Origin of the sequence: Thalassotalea sediminis, from assembly GCF_030295915.1 — a bacterium.
GTDB lineage: Bacteria > Pseudomonadota > Gammaproteobacteria > Enterobacterales > Alteromonadaceae > Thalassotalea_C > Thalassotalea_C sediminis.
The window spans coordinates 3,292,979-3,313,054 of the sequence record NZ_AP027361.1 but is presented as its reverse complement, the minus strand read 5'-3'; the positions used below and the strand labels follow the sequence as shown (position 1 = coordinate 3,313,054).

Below are 20,076 nucleotides of genomic sequence, written 5' to 3'. Positions count from 1 at the left end.
TAACCTATAACCGAGCCAAAATGGTGTTCGGTATCTTTAAGGAAGACTATGCATCAAGTTGTCATTAATCATTTAATAAGCAAGAAAGGCATTGTAAGTACGATCGTTTTACTGTTTGTTTTGAGCTTAAATTCTGCCTATGCCTACACAGAACCTCAAGCGAAGGCAAGTAAACAAAAATCGATATTAGATGAACGCGATAAATCAAACAGTAAAGCGACATCAAACCCGTTTTCTATTTCTCAATATCGTCAAAACTACTTGTTGCCATTTACCTACGTAAGTGATCCAAACCCTTTAGACGCCAAAGGGTTAAATCAAAAGAATATTGATAACATCGAAGCGAAGTATCAGCTGAGTATTAAATTACCTATTTATTTAACCGAGCAAAATAATTCGGGTTTATATTTTGGCTTTACTGCAACGTCATTCTGGCAGGTATATAACAGCGAAGGTTCAAAGCCATTCAGAGAAACTAATTATGAACCAGAGGTATTTTATTCATGGAAAAATCAATTATCGTTTATGGGGTTTAAATTTAATCAATTAGTACTAGGCGCCTCGCATCAATCAAATGGTCGCAGTGGTTTGCAATCAAGAGGTTGGAATCGACTTTATGCGGCGGCCATTTTTAGCGATGAATCATTTTTTTATCATATAAAAGCGTGGTATCGCTTAGAGGAAAGTAAGAAAGAAGATCCGTTTGATTCCACCGGGGATGACAATCCAGATATTACGCGTTATTTAGGTTATGGTGAAATAGGTATTGGTACAGAAATTAATAATATCAATATGATGGCACTGATCCGAAACAACCTACGAACAAGTGATAATAAAGGTAGTGTTGAGCTTAATTTTTCTTACCCAATAAATGAACGTTATGAAGTTTTATTGCAATACTTTAATGGCTATGGCGACTCATTAATTGACTATAACCGTCATCAACAGCGCATTGGGCTAGGTATTCAATTAACATTTTTATAGTGACACGGAGCAATATTCATGTTTATTACTAAGTACTATGTTTTAGGGGCAATTACCGCGTTTATATGTGCTGCTCTTGTGAATAGCTTTTATTTTTCAGTGGTATTTTATTGGATAGGTTTATCACTAGCCTCTGTGAGCTTGGCATATATTTTTGATATTCCATCAACGTTTAGAAAAAAATCAAATGGCAGTATTCCGTTGTATATTCGTTGGGTGTTTATTCCCTTTTTACTAGGGGCGCAACTTTACAATAGTTGGGCGAGAAAAAACGACAGCGTGCCTGCGATACAAAAAATAAATGAGCACCTCTATTTAGCCTGTCGTTTATTTCCATCTGATATGGAGCGGCTAAAACAAGAGGGCATTCATGGCATATTAGATGTTACTGCTGAATTTGATGGTGTTGACTGGAGTGCCGAAAGTGCAGGTTTTAATTACCTTAACATCCCTGTTCTTGACCATAAAGCGCCGTCTAAACGTAAACTTATCCACGCGATTAACTGGTTGGAAAGTCAACGTCGTCAAAATAAAAATGTGGTTGTACATTGCGCGTTAGGTCGAGGGCGATCTGTGATGGTTGTGGCTGCTTATTTGCTGGCAAAAGGAAGTGCCGATTCTACAGCAGATGCTTTAAATATAATTAAGAAAATACGCGAAACAGCGGGGCTGAATAATCATCAATTACGCAAACTTAATAAATTGCACAGTGAACACGCTTTGGTACTGGGTGAGTCACTTGCCCTGATTGCTAATCCTGTTTCGGGGGGAGGAAAATGGCCTGAATATCGTAGAGAAGTCGTAAACCTACTGACGAAGAAGTATGTGGTTAAAATTAAAGAAACAACACCGGACGTGTCTGCAAAAACGTTGGCTGAAGAAGCAATTAAGGCAGGTGAGGACAAAATTGTTGCCTGCGGAGGCGATGGCACGTTAACCGAGGTCGCACAAAAAATTGTTTCCACAAATAAGAAAATGGGTATTTTACCAATGGGCACGGCCAATGCGCTTGCTCATGTATTGTTGGGAATTAAAACGAAACTAGATCCTGTTACGGTCGCTTGTCAGGCATTGCTTGAAAACAAGGAAAAGCGTATTGACACGGCAAAGTGTAATGATGAGTTGATGTTACTGGTTGCTGGTATTGGTTTTGAACACCGAATGATTAAGGGCGCCGACAGAAAGAAAAAGGATGATGGTGGCCAATTTGCTTATTTGCAGGCATTCCTAGAAGCTGTTTCAGCAAATAAGCGCTTAACACTGCGTGTTAGTTTTGACGACCAACCAGAGGATACTATTGAGACCTCAAGTTTAGTAGTTGCTAATGCTGCACCTTTCACAACCTTGCTTGCTCAAGGAGGTGGTAACCCAGATATTGACGATGGCTTGCTTGATATTACGTGGTTGCCCGAGTCAAATGATATTACGGATCATTTAATGGGGTTAACAGAGCTGGCGATTGCAGGCATCCAACAAAACGTATCTTCACCTACATGTCATCATAAAACAGCGAAAAAACTATCTATTGTTAGTGATCATGAACTTGAATTTGTCATCGACGGCGAATTAAGAAAAGCAGAGCAATTGAATATAGAAGTGTTGCCTAAATCGCTGTCATTGATCTTACCTGATGAAACAACATAACGTTAATAAATTATGCAGGATGGCACGCATTAATTGTACTTGGCTATCACGGTGTCGTTTCAGAAAATCTTGTATTTGGAGTTAAACATAATATGAATATTCCTAAAATAGATGATTTTTGGGGGCTTATCGAAAGTAAATTGCAAACGTGGTTAGAAACCGCGGTTAATCATTTGCCAAATCTTGTTGTTGCATTATTCATTTCAATTATCTTTTCGGTGCTCGCTAGAGTGACAGGCGGCATTGTCGCTAAGGTATTACGTAAAGGATTAGAATCAAAGCAAATTGCAGATCTGTTAACGTCGATGTTTAAAGTGTGTGTGCTCGTTGTTGGTATTTTTATTGCCTTAGACTTTATCGGCTTAAAAGGTACGGTTACGTCGTTATTAGCGGGTGCAGGAATTGTTGGGCTTGCTATAGGTTTAGCTTTTCAGGATATGACGGAAAACTTAATAGCAGGTATCGCTATGGGAATTCGTAAACCTTTCCAAATAGGTGACGTGATAGAAGCTGAACATGTTTTTGGTACGGTAAAAACCATCAACCTTAGAAACACACTCGTTGAAACGTTTTTTGGACAATTAGAAGTCGTTCCGAATAAAATTTTATTTAGAAACATTCTAACTAACTATTCTTTTAACGGTATACGATGCATTGAGGTGCCTGTTGGTATTTCATATGCTGACGACATTGAAAAAGCGACAGAAGCTATCGTTAAACATTTGAATCAATGCGACTTTGTAATTAAGAAGCAAGAAACTGCTGTTTATGCTGAAGGTTTCGATGAAAGTAGTATTAAATTACTGGTATGGTTTTGGATTGATTACCCAGGGAAAACGAGTTTTATGCAAGCACGTCATATAGCTGTAACTGAGATAAAACATGCGTTAGCGTCAGCTGATGTTTCAATACCATTTCCAATCAGAACACTGGATTTTGGCATCAAAGGCGGAGAAAAACTAAACGCTATGATGAGTTCAAGAAAAACAAATGATGCTGAAATTGACTAATCCTATATTTTTTAATTTTTATTCACTAAAGCTAATGAGTGTTTTGTTTACACTTGTTAGCGATTAATTTTATTGATAGCGTGGAAATTGTATACCAAATAGGTAAACTATCGGCACCTTTAGATTTAGTGAATACTTATCCTTTATGCAAAAATTTTCTCACCATGTTTCTTCTTTAACATTTGCTTCAATGGCTTTTCTATCGATGAATGCGTTAGCAGATGTGAAAGTTGATATTGACTTAAGCAACGCTGAACACCATTACGCAAATGTCACCATGACATTACCTGAATCGGTAAAAAAGACCGTTGATTTGAAACTTCCTACGTGGCGTACAGGGCGCTATGAAATTCTTAATTTAGCCAATGGCATTCGTGAATTCTCAGTTGAAGGCGATAGTATTGCTTGGCAAAAAATTGACAAAGACACTTGGCGATTAACGGGTGACTTAAAAAACGGTGTGGAAGTTAGTTATCAAGTATATTCCAATCAGTTAGGTTACAGAACTCGCCATGTAGATGATAGTCATGCGTTTTTAGATGCATCAGGTGTCATTATGTACACTGAAGAGTCACGAGACGATAAACATACGATTCAATTAACCACACCTAAGAACTGGCGTAGTGTTTCAGGCTTAACGAGTGGAGAAAATCCACATCAATTTATTGCTAGTGACTATGATGTACTAATAGACTCTCCAATTGAAACCGGTATCAATGAATTTCATGCATTTACGGTCGATGGTCGTGAATATGAACTTGTCATTTGGGGTAAGGGTAACTATGACAGTGAAAAAATGGTTAAAGATCTAAAAGTCTTAGTTGCGCAAGGTAATACCATTTGGTCTGATTATCCGTTCGAACGATATGTCTTTATGGTGCATGCTACCAGTGGTGCTCGTGGTGCAACTGAGCACCTCAATTCGACGATTATTCAACGTTCACGTTATAGCTTTTCTGAACGAAAAGACTATTTACAATTTTTAGGCACTGCAGCGCACGAGTTTGTTCATACCTGGAACGTAAAACAATATCGTCCTGAGGGCTTAGTTCCTTACGATTATCAAAATGAAAACTACTCTAATTTATTATGGCTTTCTGAAGGTTCAACCAGTTATTTGCAAAATCAATTGCTTATGCGTGGTGAATTAATGACGACTAAAGAGTGGTTGAAGAATCTATCTAAGCGTATTACTGGCTTTAAACATAAACCAGGTCGTGATGCTCAATCTGTAGCACAAGCGAGCTTTGATAAATGGATTAGTGAAGGGGGCGACTACGCGAAAAACCATAGCGTTAATATTTATTCAGAAGGCTTTTTGGTGTCGTGGATGTTGGACTTCGATATCTTAGAAAAGACACAACTGCAGAAAAGTTACCGCAATGTACATGATGTGCTGTACAAAGAATATAGCATACCTAAAACGTTTAATGACCAAGACATGTTAACGGTATTGAACAAGGTAACAGGTAATGACTATCAATCATGGTGGAAAACCAACGTAGATGGCTATGCTAAGCCTGATTTTGACAAGCTTTTAGCTAAAGCAGGTTTAGAAATTAGTTACGGTAAAGAAGATAAAAAACAAGCATGGGCAGGCATGAGCACAAAGTCACACAGTAATGGTCTACTAGTAACGTCAGTAGAAAAAGGCAGCCCAGCTTGGGAAGCTGGCTTTACTACGGATGACATTATCGTTGCGGTTGATGGCTTACGAATTGCTGATAAAGACTTGAAAAAGCGTTTGAAAAACTTCAAACCAGAAACCGAGGTTACTTTTACTTTCTTTAGGCGTGATCAGTTAACGACTAAAAACGTTAAATTAGCATCGATACCAAAAGGTGAATTAAAAGTTCAAGCGATGAAAGACGCTAGTGAACAACAGAAAGCATTTTTTAAAGCATGGACAGGTCTAGATTTCCCTAAAGCTAAAAGTGAAGAAACCAAAAAGTAATGTTACTTAGGGTTGTTGATAAAAAGCCAGCCTAACCGCTGGCTTTTTTTCGTAGTATTGAGGTATGTTTTACGTGTTTGAACCTAAGTATTTAATTCACTTGCGACATGTCTAAAAATGTTTGATGCGTTTGTCTATAGGCTGGTCGCTGTCTAATGCGCTCAACATAATCGGCTACTTTAGGCGACGCTTCATACCACTTAAACAGTATAGAAAAGTCCAACAAACCACCAAAAACAACATCAGCTGCCGAAAATTGCGTTCCGAGTACCCAATCACTTTCAGGTGTCATTGCCTCTATCGTTGCCAAAATACGTGGCATGTCTCCCCAACTTACTGTATTTGGCGCTGGGTGCTCCATATCATAAGCTGCTAGTGAAAATGCAGGTTCAAGTGTATTGCCAGTAACAAAGAGGTAACGATAATAAGTGCCTCGCGCAGTAGTACCAATTTCAGGAGCAAGTTTTTTTTCCGGATATTTATCTGCAAGGTAGGTGCAAATAGCAGCAACTTCAGTGATGATGGTATCACCATCTACTAGGGCTGGAAGTTTACCCATTGGGTTAATTTTTCTAAACGCTGGGAGGTTGTTTTCACCACGCTCAAAGTCAACGATAACTTGTTCATGTTGTACATCAAGCTCTTTAAGCATCCAGTCAGTTGTGATCCCTCTGCTCATGGAATTGAAATAGTGTTTCATTCTCGGTTTCCTTTTCATTATACGTTGAAATTTAAAGAATTTAGACTTAACTCATGCTACAAGTCGCGTCTAACGTGATGAAACTATATGGTAATTTATGTCATTATTTGGCATATTAAAATAATGACTAATACAAGCTTTGAACATCGTACAGAACGTCGTAATCGCCTTATTGGTTTGCTGCGCTCTGAAGAACATTGGAAAACTTCCCAGTTACGTGAACAATTGGGTATAAGTCAGCGAACATTGATGCGCGAAATTGCAGAACTACGAGCGGCAGGTTATCCCATCGATTCTGATAGAGGACGTGGAGGAGGTATTCGCTTAAATGGTCGTTGGGGAATTGAGCGCTTACAATTAAACCATCAAGAAGTTGTCGAGTTGATTTTGTCTTTAGCCATTATGGAGTCACTGAATTCACCACTGCTGACCAATAATTTGAAAGCAATTAAGCAAAAACTTTTTCAAGCCTTTCCTGAAAAGCAACGAAGTGCAGTAAGCAATATTCGTAAGCGGATAATGTTAGGTGACAATGCAGGCGCAAACGTGGTTTCACATTATTCAGCACCCGAATCATATATTTCTGAACGTGTGGCGACATCTTTTTTACAAAGAAAAAGCTTGTCGATTGAGTACACCTCAGAAGCAGGAATTAATACACAACGAGAGATAGAGGCTCAGTTTATCTTATTAAACTGGCCAATATGGTATATTATTGCATGGGATCATTTGCGAAATGCGTCTCGTGTTTTTCGTATTGACCGTATTAAAGGAGCTCACCTTACTGAACGTGTTTTTCAATTGCGGCCTAAGCACATGTTTACCGATGTTTGTATCCCTTTTTACCATTCAATTTAGCCTCGCACTACAGATATATTTATAGCTACTATTTGTTTAAATTATAAGCATTTAATTTTGTGGTGGTTCTTATTGCTAAGCTAACGCGTTGACCTGTTTCAAGTTGTAACGTGTTACGTTCTCTTACTCTAAGTCGTTCGCCAGTTGCAAGTTCTACTAAGAATAAGCGGCTCTTACCTTCAAAGCGTGACCAAACGATCGTACCGATGCCGTTTTCATTCGATTGCAAGGTTAGCTCTTCTGGTCTTACTAATAATTCAACATTTTTATCAAGATTGTCAGTACTATGCACGAATGATTTACCCATAACACTCGTCACTACGTGCTCAACATTTGAGTAATTGCCTTGAATAAAGTTTGCATCACCGAGAAAACGTGCAACAAAGCGGTCTGCTGGACGGGCGTAACACGTTTGCGGATCGGACAACTGTGCGAGTTTACCCTGTTGTAACACACCGACTTTATCACCAATTGATAGCGCTTCTTCTTGATCATGGGTTACCCAAATCGCAGGGACGCCCGCTTTCTTTAATGCGTAACGAATTTCCCAACGCAGTTCATCTTTCAGAGCCGCATCAAGACTTGATAAGGGTTCATCTAACAGGACTAATTCCGGCTCGTGCGCTAATGTGCGCGCAAGTGCAACGCGTTGCTTTTGTCCGCCTGATAACTGATTGGGCTTTACATCTTTAAAGTTGCTTAACCCTAGCATATTGAGCCAATGCTCTGCCTTATCTAAACTTTTTAACCTAAAGCTGACATTTTCCAAAACGGTTAGGTGAGGAAACAAGGCAAAGTCTTGAAAGACCATGCCTAGTTTGCGTTTTTCTGGCGCAATGTGATGTTTCGCAGTTGCAACCCAGTTGCCGTGTGAAATCTGTCCTGAAGAAATAGGAAGTAAACCGGCAATCGCTTTTAATATTGTCGATTTACCACAACCCGTAGGGCCAACGAGCATAAGAATTTCTTTATGTGCTAAAGAAAAAGAGAGATCTTCAATGACCGTATTTTCACCATAATTAACACCTAAATCGGTAACTTCAATCATCTAGCCTTTGATTCCTTATTTAATTCAAGATCGTTAAAACGCTCGCCAGTAAGCATCAGTATTAAACCAAGTGCGGAAATAAAAATAAGCAGTAGCCCTGGAATAGCTGCTAAACCAAAATAGCCTGCTTCATAAACGCGCCATAAATAGGTTGCTAATGTTTCATAGCCTGTAGGTCCTAATAGCAAGGTTGCTGGAAGTTCGCGCATGGCCTCTAAAAAAACTAATGCACCACCGGCAATTACACCGCGCATGGTTAATGGGAGTGTGATGCGTCGAAATGCCTCATTTGGACTGGCACCTAAAATGCGAGCAGCGTTTACCGTTGTTGTGTCCAAATTTTCGGTAGCTGTTCTAATGCTACCGATAGCTAGCGGTAAAAAACGCAGTAAATAGGCAACGACTAGCAGCCCTAGTGTTTGATATAAAAAGGGAAGCTGTAAGCCAACATAAACCAGTGCAGTTCCCATGACAATACCTGGTATGCCAAAGCCGACAAACACGATACGTTCCATTAATCGTCCCGCTTTACCTCTCAAAGACGCATGTGCTAAGGGTAATGCTATGATCATCGCAGCGGCTGCTGCTAACATGGAAGCTTGTGCTGAGTGCCACGCATACGCTAATTCAAAGTTACCTAAACCGTCTCGCCATAACCAAAGGCTAAAGATGCCGATGGGTAACACGATAGCAAGTAGAATTACCGGTATTATCGCAGTAATCATGAGCAATGTTTGCTTTTTATTAGGCCAAAAAAGTAAATGCCTACCCGGAGGTTCTTGGCTTCCCTTTACGCGAGACTCAAGATATAACACTAATGCTACTATCACGAGAAGTTGTAATGACAGCATTGCTGCTTGGCTTAAACCAAAGGCGTTGTACTCAACGTAGATAACGCGTGTGAAAGTATCTAACCCCATAAAAGCGGGCGTACCAAAATCAGAGAGCGCATACAATGAGGCAAGTAAAGCACCTGCCGCTATCCCGTTCGCAACACGAGGCAAGGCGATATGCCACAAACTTTTGAATAATGACATACCTAAAGTTCTTGCCGCATAAACTTGGCTGGCATCTAAACTACTCAATGCTGCTCTAGTACTAAGTAAAACAAAAGGGTAGGTATAAAGTATCATAATGACACTTGCGCCAAACAAACCTTCAAATGTTGGTGTTTCTATGCCGGTAAGTTGACTTATTTCACCACTATAACCAAAGGCAGCATAAAAGGTGAATGCGCCAAGGTAACTGGGCATCGCTAAGGGTGCTGCTAATAAGACTAACCAAAACTTTTTCCAAGGTATTTGTACGTAAGTGAGTAAAATGGCGAGTGGTACGCCTAATAAAACCGCGCCACAAGCCGTTATTAACATCAGTAATACTGTATTTACTAATACTTGAATATTATAGGCATCGAAAACTTGTGTGCTGTCAGCGGCTAAAGATAACAATACCCCAACAGGAAAAAGTGCCGTCGCTGCAATCAACGCGGCAACGATATATGATTTTGGCCAGGTATTCATAATACGCCAGCTTTACGTATTAAACTGAGCGTGGGCCTTAAGTCAGCTAATTTTGTTAAGTCGATTTGTGGCGGGGATATTTTATCAAGCGCTGGAATACCTCTAGGTGGCACTACATTGCCTGCGAGCGGTATTTCGTACGCCTCATTAGCTAAATACGTCTGAACTTCTGTTGTCAGTAAATAACGTATAAAGTCTACAGCTGTCTTGTTCTCGGTAAGACTGATCACGCCTGAAGCGTTCACTAAACAGCCAGCATCATTATTGGTAAAGGCAAGTTGTAAATTCGCATCGGGTTTTCCCGCTTTTAAACGCAATGTGTAATAGTGATTTGCTAAACCAATGTCGGCTTCTCCGCGTTCAACTGCCATTACGACACCAAGTTCACCTGCATATTTTCTCGCTTTGCGTTTCATGGCTGTAAGCCATTGCAGCGTTGCTTCTTCACCTTCTATAAGGCGCATGGCAGTAACAAAAGATTGGAATGAAGCATAAGCCGGTGCCCATGCTATAGATAGGTCACAATTTGGCAGCTCCATAATGCTTTTTGGTAGCTGTTTATTACCAACTTTGCTTGGATTATAGGGTAATGTGCGAATACGGCCACTGACCGGCGCCCAATTATTAAAACGAAATTCGGGTGAAAATTGTTGCATAATTTCAGCAGGTAATGGTTTTGCTAAACCAGCATTTGCAACTTGACCTATTGCGCCTGAATCGACCGCCCAGAAAAGATCAGCACGAGAAACGCCCGCTTTTGCTTCAGCAAGTAGCATATTGGCGAGCGCAGCTGTTGGACCTCGTCTGATCTTTAATGTAAATTCAGGGTTTCGTTTTTTAATCGCATTGAGAACATCTTCATACAGCCCACCTTCCCCACGTCCAAGATATAATGTTAGTTCACCTTGAAGAGGAGGTAAGTCTTTAACCGACTCGCCACTTAATGTATTGGCGAATGTGTTAAACGAAATACTTGGTATAGTGCCTGCTAAACTAGCGAGTGAAAGCGTTTGTAGGAATGTTCTACGCTGCATGCTTAAAATACGTCCTTCTTTTGTGCCGCTTTGTCTTTAATTAAGGTGCGTGCTTTGGTCACCTTTGTTGTCATGGCCGCGATTATTTTGCGTACCTCTTCAACACTTGCTTTCGATTTGATAGCTTTAGGTAATGTGACATTGAAATCTTTTTCTAGATCTTCTACTAAATTGGCATCTAAGGCAATTAGTTCTCCTTCAACACCTTCAAATAAATTTAAGTAAGTCTCAGCTACCATTTTTACTGAAGTATCATTTAACTTTTCTGCGTATTTAGCGACAACGCTATTTAGACGTGTATTGATCGTATCTAATGCTTCAATAGAATTAGTAGGTGCGCCTTCTCTAATCTTAATTTCTGCTAGTAAACCTTTATCTTGAAACGTTGCAGCCATTTTGACAGCGCCTAAACCTTGCCATAATGCATGATTCAATGTTTTTTGTTCTTTTTTTACTTTTTCTATCGGTTGCTCGTTGTCGATAGCTTCTTTAACGGCAAACAACCCTTGCCAAATTGACGCATAAATTAACACATAGTTTGACTCTATAGCGGCATGAAACTTAACAGCTTCCCAGTGTTCTACAACGGCATCTGTATGAGCAGCTTTTGCACCTTGTTTTTCATAACGGTTAACAATAGTGTCAACTTTTTCAATTAACCAGTGCACTTCTTTTTCATAAGTAGGTAAATTTTTAGATAGGTGATTAACATGTTCGCCAACTGGGCCATTAGCCTGCGCAGTAACGGTGAAAAGTGCTGTACACAGCATGAATGATTTGAGCATGTAGCTGCATTTTTGCGTGAAAAACTGCATACGATATAGATTCCTTTTTAAGTGTATTGAGCTAATAAGAATTAACGAGTTGTAAATGATACTTATTCTTAATTAGATAGTAAAGCGGTTACACCTTTCTTATGTCATAAAGCTATCAGAAATGTGAAAAGTTAGACTGCAATAAAGCGAGTAAAACTTACAATTAGCATGTAAATATTGCGGACTTTAGAGTCATCTAGTTATGTAACCTGTTGTTTAAATTGATTTAATTTCTTTGGCATGCCTTGTGCTCTGTTCAATGTGTAGTACATTTTTATCATGACTATAAAAGGAGTCTTTATGTCTTTATCCAATTACGATATGAAGCCAGTTAAAGAATTAATTAGAGTGCTTATCGGTGGGGTTGAATTTTACCAAGAGGCAAAAGAGCAAGTAAAAGATAGCAGTTTATCATTAGTCTTCAATAAAATGATTACTGAAAAAGAAATCGCCATTAAAGCGCTGCAAACCTATGTCTATATTGATGAGGGGAAGCCTGAACATCAAGCTGACACGGTTATAAAGTTGCGCGAATCATACACGAGGATATTGACGCTTTTACGTATTGAGAAATCGCATACGTATCTAGAACAACTGGAAGAGGTGGAAGATCGTGTATTAGAAAAGGTCTCGGCTGCTGTTATGCACCCATTACCTGCCCCTTGTAAAAGTGAACTATTACAGATTCAAGGGCGCATGCAGTCATGTCATGATGAAATTAAAGCATTGCAACACATCACCGCTTAAACACGTTACTAAGGAGGTTGTATGTTAAGTTGGGCGTTCACATTTTTGGTACTTGCAATCATAGCCGCTTTACTTGGCTTTGGGGGGATCGCCGGTGCTGCCGCAGGTATAGCAAAAGTACTGTTTTTTATTTTTTTAGTGCTAGTCGTATTGTCGATCATAGTACCGGTACTTAGAAAACCTAAGTCTTAGGCGAGTCGTCATATAAACAATAATTTATTAAATCAATACATTAAAGGAACATATATGAAATATTTATCTACATTACTAACGGTATCACTACTCACTTTTACTTTTGCATTAGTAGGGTGTTCTGATGGGCCAGCTGAAGATGCTGGAGAAAAAGTTGATGATGTGATTACAGACGCTGAAAACAAAGCGGAAGATTTATGTGAACAAGCAAAAGAGAAGCTTGATACCGAAGATAAAGATTGCTAACCCTTTTATTGTAAAGTCAAAACCACCTCCTGTGGAGGTGGTGCTCGATCTGTTGGTACGCCGACAATAAAGCGAGAGAGGTAATCAATACATTAAAGGATATTACGACGAAACTCAGTCAAAGCCATCTGCTGTGCAGATGGATAATTTATATCATTACCCGTGCTAAGTGTTTAGTGATGATGTATTAATATAGATCCCGATGATAACGGCCACTGGCAAGTAATTCATCAACGACGTTTTGTCCTAAAATATCGATTAATGCTTGGTTCACTGCTTGACCCATACGCGCTAAACTGCCACAAACATATATATCACCTTGCTCTTCAATGTAGCGCTTTACTTTATCTGCATTGCAAAGCAGCACGTCTTGTACATACTTAATAGTGCTTATTTGACGGGAATATACACGATCTAAATCGCTGAGTACGCCTTGGTGTTGCCATGTTGTTAACTGCGTGGATAGGTGTTGATCATTCACTGGATCTCGTTCGCCGTAGATTAACCAAATACTACCAGGGTTATTACATAAAGTGCGTTGTTCTATGTGTCCAAGTAAACCCGCTAAACCACTGCCAGCACCGATTAACAGTAGAGGATTGTTGGTGGTTTTTAGTTGACATGCCGGGTTTTCACGAACGGTAACCTTGAGGTTATCCCCCAATTGGCATTGCTGAGTTAAGAATCCAGACGCTAAACCATAATGTTGATCGGCCTTAATATGTAGCCTTACAATCAGTGATATTAAAGATGAAGCAAGAGCACTACTTGCCGCACTCGCGATAGAGTAAGTTCGCGGCGCTGCGAATTGGTTAATGTCATTAGCGATGGGGGGAGATACTTCAAGTAAATCACCTGGTTGCCATTGCAAACCATCAGCTTTTAGTTTCAATAAATATAGCCCAGGGCTTTCACTGTCAGGGTTAAGTAAGGTTCGTTCAATTAACGTGGCGTGTGTCTGATTTGATTGCGCGTTTTCAGTATTGGCATCAATGCAGGTAATGGGCCTAATGGCTTGTGCGCCACGTTGTGTGAGTTGTTGATAAACGTGTTTACCAAATGCACAAAAGCGTGGGTAGCGGCTATCGCCCAGTGCCGTTACGGTAAATGCAAGCGACTGCAGAATATCATGGTTAATATGACGTAATGCCTTTTCAAAACCACGACCATTATCGGGTGCTTCACCATCACCATAAGTACTGAGGAAGAAATGCATTTCCGTGGCTGTCGAGAAATGATGAGCTGTGAGCTTATTTAGTGGTATACATAACGCGTCAGTGAATGATGTCAGCTTTTTCTGGGCTTTGGCTTGTGCTTGCCCCGTTTGGCTCGCGTATACAACCATCGGCTTTCGACCTGCTTTTGTTGAGGTAGGCCGGTGCCGTAACCATTGAATAATAACCCACATGCACCAGGTAATACCTAGTGCAAGTGATATGCCTATGCGCAGTTCTTCAGTCATATATTAAAGTGGTAGCACTTCAAAAGTTGCTGCATAATTGCCTTGGCGGACTGTTGCAGGTGCAGGGGCTTTGTTGTCTTTATAAGATGCTTCTAAAAAGTACATGCCTGCGTTAGGCCATATGATACTAAATTCACCATTATTATCTGTTTTTAATGTTATTGACTCAGCTGCATTTCGATAGCGCATTGCACCAGGCACAATTTCAATTTCTGCGTTGACCGCTGGTTCACCATCGATAAGAAATTTAAACCGTGCGGCTTCTGTCGCAAACAAATCATTCGGGTGAGAAAGCGTGATTAGCTCTAAACCTTTATTTGTTGGCTGTAAGTTTTTCGTTGTTGGCTGTCCCAGTGTGACAAAAGTTTCTACCTTACGGCTGCTATAGGTAACACGCAAATTTTTAGCGTTTTTGGGTACTGCTGTTTCAAACGTGTCACCTTTTGCCTTGCCTCTTCTAGGAGGCCACATTTTCCGTTTGCCTTCTTTGTCTTCCCAAAAGGCGCGAATACCGGCTGAACTACTACCAATGCGATATGTACCTTCTTGAGTTAATGCTAAATCAAATGTTGAACGATACTTTCCTTGCGCAACATTTTCTAAAGAGAGCTGATTACCGTCGGGTGCTGTCGCGACTATTCCGTCAGTGCGAAATGGAAAGTGTTCAGGTACAAAGAGTGTGTTCGATACGGCTGCATCAAAGGTAACGTAATTTTTTTCACCAGATAATACCGTTTTACTCGGTTTAATCCATACACGATGAGCGTTTGCTGCTGACGTGATCGTTAACAGGGTAAGTGCTGCAATCGCTACACTAAAAGATGTTTTACGTGGCATGTATATGTCTCCTTGCCGTGTTAAGTTATTTTACTGCGCTAAGCGTTATTAGGCCGAGTTCGCGTTTACCTGTGGCCTTGATAGGCAAAGCTTTTGTATTAAGTGGTAACGTAATGGGTAGTTGAATCAACTCTCTACCGCCAACTTCTCTAGCGGCTTCAATTCTTAATTTATACTTACCTGCCGGTTGCTGTTTAAGAAGGGAAGCAAGATCTACTGTTACCAGATGAGTACCTGGAGCTTTGGTGGCACCAGTAATACCATCAACAGGTAATGCAAGTTTACGACCTCCGCGACGCCACCACTGTCTTAAATCAGCTAACCACTCCTCGCCTTTATGGTTTTCCATTTCAAAGTCGTACCATATGGCAATTTGAGTAGCCTTGCGTTGTGTATCTTCTAGCCATATTGCAACATATGGTTTGTGATACTCGGCAACGGTTAATCGTGGAATGTTAATTTCTAATTGAACATCCGACTGAGCGTAAGTATTGGCAGCTATGGCAACACTGACCAATGTGAATAATGTAAAAATGTGTTTTAACACTTCTATCTCCTTGAGTACATTTAATAGCTAATGAACAAAAACCATTAGCAAAATTGCTGGAATAATGGCACCTAGTACTGTGACTGGCCATGTCATCCAACGATGGTTTTTTTGCCGGTAAAGCAATATTAATCCTGTTAAACAGAAAATAACGCTTGCTACCGAGAAGGCGTCAATAAACCATCCCCAAGCGTTACCTGAGTCCCGCCCTTTATGTAGGTCATTGAAATATGCAATCCAGCCTCTATCTGTGCTTTCATAACTGAGTTCATTGCTGTAAAAGTCTACCGCCAACCAGGTGTCTTTTCCTGGCCCAGCATGAACAATGTAAAGTTCATCGGTAGACCATTCTGCTGCGGCATGTGTTGATAGTTTCAAATCATGCGTTTGTGCTAACCAAAAACTTAATGCCCTAGGCGGTATTGCGGAAGGGTTATCTTGGGCTGTTGCTTTTAGATCATCGAGTAAGCGCTTAGGTAGTTTCGCTTCAATTGTTGTGATTGTTGGCGTTATCGTTATATCTGCAGCGTGATTAAGGGTAATACCTGTAATGGCAAACCCAAACATGCCGATTAAACAAAGAGCAGAGCTTACCCAGTGCCATTGTCTAATAGATCCCAAACTCATTTGCATGAACCCCCCTGAAATTTAGCGGCATAATTGATATGCCGCATAGAGTCATTAAAAACTAACAGTTACACTTGCCCAAAAGTTACGCGCTTTATCTTTTACGTTGTAATCGTCTTCAAAAACGACCTCACTGACAACTCCTCGGCCGGTTAAATATTCAAATGTACCATCGCCATTCAAATCTTCATAAGTTGTTGAGTAAGAAGTAAAATCTCTATCGAGTAAGTTATTGACGCGTAGGTTAACCATAACGTTTTCATTGAGCGACCAACGTGCACCTAAGTTTAAGAGTGAATAGTTTTTGTAGTAAAGTTCACGCTCAAGCACTGAATCAAAACCACGATATCTATCTGAGCGGATTTCACCTTGTAAGTAGATATTTAAATCTTCGGTTGCTGACCAACTAATATTGACGTTAGCCATATGCTCAGCCGTGTTTGTTAACGGTAATCCTTCATTGGCACCGCTTTCTTGTTCACTGTCTGTCCACGTGTAGTTTGCATAAACAGACCAGTCAGTAGAAACTTGGTAACGGCCGGCTAGTTCAACCCCTTGTAGTGTCACCTTATCAATATTGATTTTTTGGCTGTAGGTTGTGTAGCCTAGTTGATCGTATTCACCTAAGTTTACACACGGGCGAACGCCGCCAGTTTTTTCACAGCTTTGAATGGTATCACCGCGGGCAATTTTATCTTCGAAGTCAGTTTTAAAATAGGTAATGTTAAAGTTGTGTTCATCCTCACTCCAATACAATGCTACTTCGCTGTTAACGCTAGTTTCCGGCTCTAGTGCAGGATTACCTGCAAAAGGGCTAGTGCCTTGACCGCCAAAACCGGTAATGCCGTCATATAAGTCTGTTGTTTGTGGCGTTTTATAACCTGTACTCACACCACCTTTTACAGTCCAATTATCATTAATGTTATAAACGGCATAAATTCGCGGTGATGTTTGATCACCAAAAACATCGTGATCATCGAAGCGCACACCAGCAGTTAGTGTAAATTTGTCGGTGATCATCCAGTTGTCTTCTGCAAATAATGAATACATTTTTTGCTCTTGAATCGCACCTGCATTTCCTGATTCGAGACCGAATACACCATCTTTTAATTCACCATTAATAGCTTGCATGCCAAGTACCAGATTGTGATCACCAGCAAGATTATCGATTGGAATGTCAAAACGTAAATCAAAGGTGTATTGACTACTATCTAAAGGACGTTCAGGGCGCGGCAGGAAGGTTTCTTCTGCAAGGTCACGACGCTGATCTTCGGTCATATTTTCATACTTACCAGTGCCATCGTACATTTTTTGTAGCAAAAGACGTTCAGCGACACTTAACGGCAATGTACGTCCATTGTTTTGCGTATCGACATAGGCAATTGAGCTAGATATTGCACCAAAAGAGAATTCACCTTTATAGGCAAGTGACCACCATTGACGATCAAATTCTTGTTCAGCTGCATAGCCCGCGCGTGGGTTTACTTGGCCTTTTCTATCCTGCCATAGGCTTTCAATGCTATCTTTCGTGCCTAAAGGATAAGTAATTGTGCCCGATGCTAAGTCGTATTCAGGTGTATTATCATATTCTTGATGCGAATTATCATAGTCGAACATAATTTCATGATTCTCAATTGGCGTGTAATTGATGCTAACGCCAAAATGTTCACTATTATTGTCTACTGTTCGTCCGCCACGTCCAAAACCTAAAGCTCTGACATGAACATCTCCATTTGGATCTGTTGCTGGAGAAAATTGAGGAGATGAGGCTTGTTGTTCATATAGGCTAGCACGAAGGCCAAGGCTTAATACATGCTTAATAATGGGCCCCGCTACTGATAAGTCGGTAGTAATGTCGTCACCAAAATCATCATTGCTTTGTAAGCTGCGGCCAAAGGTAATGGTACCGTTCCAGTCTTCGGTGTGCTTTTTGGTTATAACGTTGATAACGCCACCTAGCGCATCTGCTCCATATAATGTAGATGCTGGGCCACGGATAATTTCTACACGCTCAATTGTTTCTAGTGGTGGTAGGTGATTGAACGCATTGCCGCCAAAGTTATTAGGGTAAATATCACCATGATTATTTTGACGTTTACCATCGATAAGTAATAACGTGTATTCACCCGTTAAACCACGCATACTTACACTGCCTTGACCAGTCTTGTCACGTGTTGTGCCTATATCAATACCTTCTTGATATTTTACAACATCTAATAATGAGGTAAATGAACGAGACTTAATATCTTCAGCAGAAATAATTGAAATACTTGCCGGTGCTTGCGTTAGCTTTTGTTCAAATCCTGTTGCAGTTACAACAATTTTTTCAATAGCGCCGAACTCAGGTGAAGCGTTAGCCTCAGCATAGGCGATATTAAATGTTGCTTGTAGCGCAACGGTTATTGCGGTGAGTGTAAGTTTCGTATTCATGATGTCCCTGTAAATTAGATGTAAATTTTTTGTAGAAATAATCAAGATGGCGAAATTATACGGATAATTATTTAAAACACAATACAAATGATAATAAATCTCATTTGTATTGTGTTTTGTGTTTTCGTGGTGCCTGTATATTACTGAGTATTAAATGTATGATGGTATGACGGTTACAAAGTAATGACGTTGTTTCATCATGACTAAGTAGATGTTTATCATGGAGAGCTTTTATCGAAGAGGGCATGCGTTTATCGTTAGCATTTTGAAAGCTTAAAACATCTTTTTATGAATTTATTACTTATTTTTTCTGGCTCATATCGACTTTTAAAACTGTCTGTTGCTGATGTAAATAAAAAAGCTACCTTTTATGTCGCTGCAATAACACTGACACTGCTCCCCTTATTTGTGCATAGTGCTGACACAAATAAACAACGTTTAGCAAGCGATCTTGAAGATGCGTATTTAGCGTTGTTTCAAGGAGACTTGTCTCTAGCAAAGACATTAATAAGGAACAAACCAGATATACAAAGCTTTAAACTATTGTCACTTGAAATACATTACCTTATCGAAATTGAATCTATCGACTTAGCAGAAGATAAATTGGAGGCCTTTGAACAAAGGTTTCCAGATCTTCCCGAGACATTTGTTTTTTCAGCTGAAATATGGCGTGAGATTGGTCATCAAGCAAATATTTTTGTTAAACGACGTTATTATAAAAAAGCGGTTGCTGCACGCATAAAAGCTGGAGAACTTGCCCCACAAAAGCCTCAATATATGACGTTAAAAGCGTCAGCCTTAGGGCAAAGTAAAAGTTATGGTGGTGATAATCAGCAACAAGCGAGGTTAACCGAGCAAATTCGGCAACGGGATAAAAAATGGGGTTTGATTGCCGATATTAATTTAGCGCAGAATCTAGATGATGATTTAAAAGGGCTGCGCGTTAGTCAAGAAGCTGTGAAAGCCTTTCCAGATGATTTTGATGTAATGGAACGTGTGGCCCAATATCATTGGACATTAGGTCAAGATAACAAAGCCCAGTTCTTCTTTTTCAAAGCTTGCCAACTACAGGCTAGAAATACTTGGTTTGCTGAAGTTAAGTGGTTTAATGCATGTTACCAAACGGCAGTATTTGCCGAAGAAGAACAACTTAACATTAAAAAAGGTATAGATGCATTACATCGGCTGTTAAAAACGTACCAATTACCAACGACGCAAAATTTTGATATCGCAGTACGATTATCTAACATCGCTACTGGCGAAGATGTAAAACCTGCACGAATAATGTTTTCCAGAATTTTACGGCAAAGTAAAGACAACGCGCTGACACGAAAAGCGAGAAAGGTGTTATTAACAATGAATTAATGGTTTTATTAAACTGCGAGCGAATAGCGTAGGATTTATTTCATTAGAAAGATGTA

The 20,076-nt window shown here is 40.0% G+C and carries 19 protein-coding genes; 9 read left to right on the top strand and 10 right to left on the bottom strand.

Features of this window, described 5'->3' with window-relative positions; translation table 11 throughout:
- The first annotated feature begins 48 nt into the window (after positions 1-48).
- The 4 genes from QUE09_RS15100 (at position 49) to QUE09_RS15085 (ending at position 5,592) form a co-directional block, all read left to right on the top strand.
- Positions 49-984 (top strand): phospholipase A, encoded by a 936-nt coding sequence (locus QUE09_RS15100; RefSeq protein WP_286233680.1) that lies wholly within the window; start codon positions 49-51, stop codon positions 982-984.
- A gap of 18 nt (positions 985-1,002) precedes the next feature.
- Positions 1,003-2,628 carry a diacylglycerol kinase family protein gene (locus QUE09_RS15095; protein ID WP_286233679.1) on the top strand — a complete coding sequence of 542 codons (1,626 nt, stop codon included), beginning with the start codon at positions 1,003-1,005 and terminating at the stop codon, positions 2,626-2,628.
- A 92-nt stretch (positions 2,629-2,720) separates the two neighbouring features.
- Entirely contained in the window at positions 2,721-3,638 is a 918-nt protein-coding gene (locus QUE09_RS15090) for a mechanosensitive ion channel family protein (RefSeq protein WP_286233677.1), read from the top strand.
- A 145-nt stretch (positions 3,639-3,783) separates the two neighbouring features.
- Positions 3,784-5,592: a M61 family metallopeptidase gene (locus tag QUE09_RS15085; protein ID WP_286233676.1), complete on the top strand. Its 1,809-nt coding sequence runs from the start codon at positions 3,784-3,786 to the stop codon at positions 5,590-5,592.
- 91 nt (positions 5,593-5,683) lie between these two features.
- Here QUE09_RS15085 and QUE09_RS15080 read toward each other — a convergent pair whose 3' ends face one another.
- On the bottom strand, positions 5,684-6,292 hold the full coding sequence (locus tag QUE09_RS15080; protein ID WP_286233675.1) for a glutathione S-transferase family protein: 609 nt from the start codon (positions 6,290-6,292) through the stop codon (positions 5,684-5,686).
- Between the two features lie 123 nt (positions 6,293-6,415).
- Between QUE09_RS15080 and QUE09_RS15075 the strand changes: the two genes are divergently transcribed.
- Complete coding sequence (locus QUE09_RS15075) at positions 6,416-7,150, top strand: helix-turn-helix transcriptional regulator (protein ID WP_286233674.1); 735 nt, start codon at positions 6,416-6,418, stop codon at positions 7,148-7,150.
- A gap of 28 nt (positions 7,151-7,178) precedes the next feature.
- Here the strand turns inward: QUE09_RS15075 and QUE09_RS15070 are convergent, their stop codons facing one another.
- The 4 genes from QUE09_RS15070 to QUE09_RS15055 are packed head-to-tail and all read right to left on the bottom strand — an operon-like array spanning position 7,179 to position 11,567.
- The gene (locus QUE09_RS15070) at positions 7,179-8,198 is read right to left on the bottom strand and encodes an ABC transporter ATP-binding protein (RefSeq protein ID WP_286233673.1); all 1,020 of its coding nucleotides are present in this window, start codon (positions 8,196-8,198) and stop codon (positions 7,179-7,181) included.
- A complete protein-coding gene (locus QUE09_RS15065; protein ID WP_286233672.1) occupies positions 8,195-9,718 on the bottom strand; it encodes an ABC transporter permease in 1,524 nt (507 codons plus the stop codon). Before QUE09_RS15065 ends, QUE09_RS15070 begins: the two co-directional genes overlap by 4 nt.
- Positions 9,715-10,752 (bottom strand): extracellular solute-binding protein, encoded by a 1,038-nt coding sequence (locus QUE09_RS15060; RefSeq protein WP_286233671.1) that lies wholly within the window; start codon positions 10,750-10,752, stop codon positions 9,715-9,717. The genes QUE09_RS15065 and QUE09_RS15060 overlap by 4 nt, the downstream gene beginning before the upstream one ends.
- Before the next feature lie 2 nt (positions 10,753-10,754).
- Complete coding sequence (locus QUE09_RS15055) at positions 10,755-11,567, bottom strand: hypothetical protein (RefSeq protein WP_286233670.1); 813 nt, start codon at positions 11,565-11,567, stop codon at positions 10,755-10,757.
- Between the two features lie 300 nt (positions 11,568-11,867).
- Here QUE09_RS15055 and QUE09_RS15050 point away from each other — a divergent pair, with 300 nt between their 5' ends.
- From QUE09_RS15050 to QUE09_RS15040, 3 genes are read left to right on the top strand one after another with little or no spacing between them, the layout of a single operon-like run.
- Positions 11,868-12,314: a PA2169 family four-helix-bundle protein gene (locus QUE09_RS15050; RefSeq protein ID WP_286233669.1), complete on the top strand. Its 447-nt coding sequence runs from the start codon at positions 11,868-11,870 to the stop codon at positions 12,312-12,314.
- Positions 12,315-12,335: 21 nt separating this feature from the next.
- The gene (locus QUE09_RS15045) at positions 12,336-12,506 is read left to right on the top strand and encodes a DUF1328 domain-containing protein (RefSeq protein WP_286233668.1); all 171 of its coding nucleotides are present in this window, start codon (positions 12,336-12,338) and stop codon (positions 12,504-12,506) included.
- A 54-nt stretch (positions 12,507-12,560) separates the two neighbouring features.
- Entirely contained in the window at positions 12,561-12,752 is a 192-nt protein-coding gene (locus QUE09_RS15040; protein ID WP_286233667.1) for a hypothetical protein, read from the top strand.
- Between the two features lie 187 nt (positions 12,753-12,939).
- Here the strand turns inward: QUE09_RS15040 and QUE09_RS15035 are convergent, their stop codons facing one another.
- From QUE09_RS15035 to QUE09_RS15015, 5 genes are read right to left on the bottom strand one after another with little or no spacing between them, the layout of a single operon-like run.
- A complete protein-coding gene (locus QUE09_RS15035) occupies positions 12,940-14,214 on the bottom strand; it encodes an NADPH cytochrome P450 oxidoreductase family protein (RefSeq protein ID WP_286233666.1) in 1,275 nt (424 codons plus the stop codon).
- Positions 14,215-14,217: 3 nt separating this feature from the next.
- Complete coding sequence (locus QUE09_RS15030) at positions 14,218-15,051, bottom strand: DUF4198 domain-containing protein (RefSeq protein WP_286233665.1); 834 nt, start codon at positions 15,049-15,051, stop codon at positions 14,218-14,220.
- Between the two features lie 25 nt (positions 15,052-15,076).
- Positions 15,077-15,598 carry a DUF2271 domain-containing protein gene (locus QUE09_RS15025; protein ID WP_286233664.1) on the bottom strand — a complete coding sequence of 174 codons (522 nt, stop codon included), beginning with the start codon at positions 15,596-15,598 and terminating at the stop codon, positions 15,077-15,079.
- A 27-nt stretch (positions 15,599-15,625) separates the two neighbouring features.
- Positions 15,626-16,231, bottom strand: coding sequence for a PepSY-associated TM helix domain-containing protein (locus QUE09_RS15020; protein WP_286233663.1), 606 nt, complete (start codon positions 16,229-16,231; stop codon positions 15,626-15,628).
- Positions 16,232-16,279: 48 nt separating this feature from the next.
- Positions 16,280-18,655, bottom strand: a complete 2,376-nt coding sequence (locus tag QUE09_RS15015) for a TonB-dependent receptor domain-containing protein (RefSeq protein ID WP_286233662.1) — start codon at positions 18,653-18,655, stop codon at positions 16,280-16,282.
- 288 nt (positions 18,656-18,943) lie between these two features.
- Here QUE09_RS15015 and QUE09_RS15010 point away from each other — a divergent pair, with 288 nt between their 5' ends.
- On the top strand, positions 18,944-20,020 hold the full coding sequence (locus QUE09_RS15010; protein ID WP_286233661.1) for a tetratricopeptide repeat protein: 1,077 nt from the start codon (positions 18,944-18,946) through the stop codon (positions 20,018-20,020).
- The last annotated feature ends 56 nt before the right edge of the window (positions 20,021-20,076 follow it).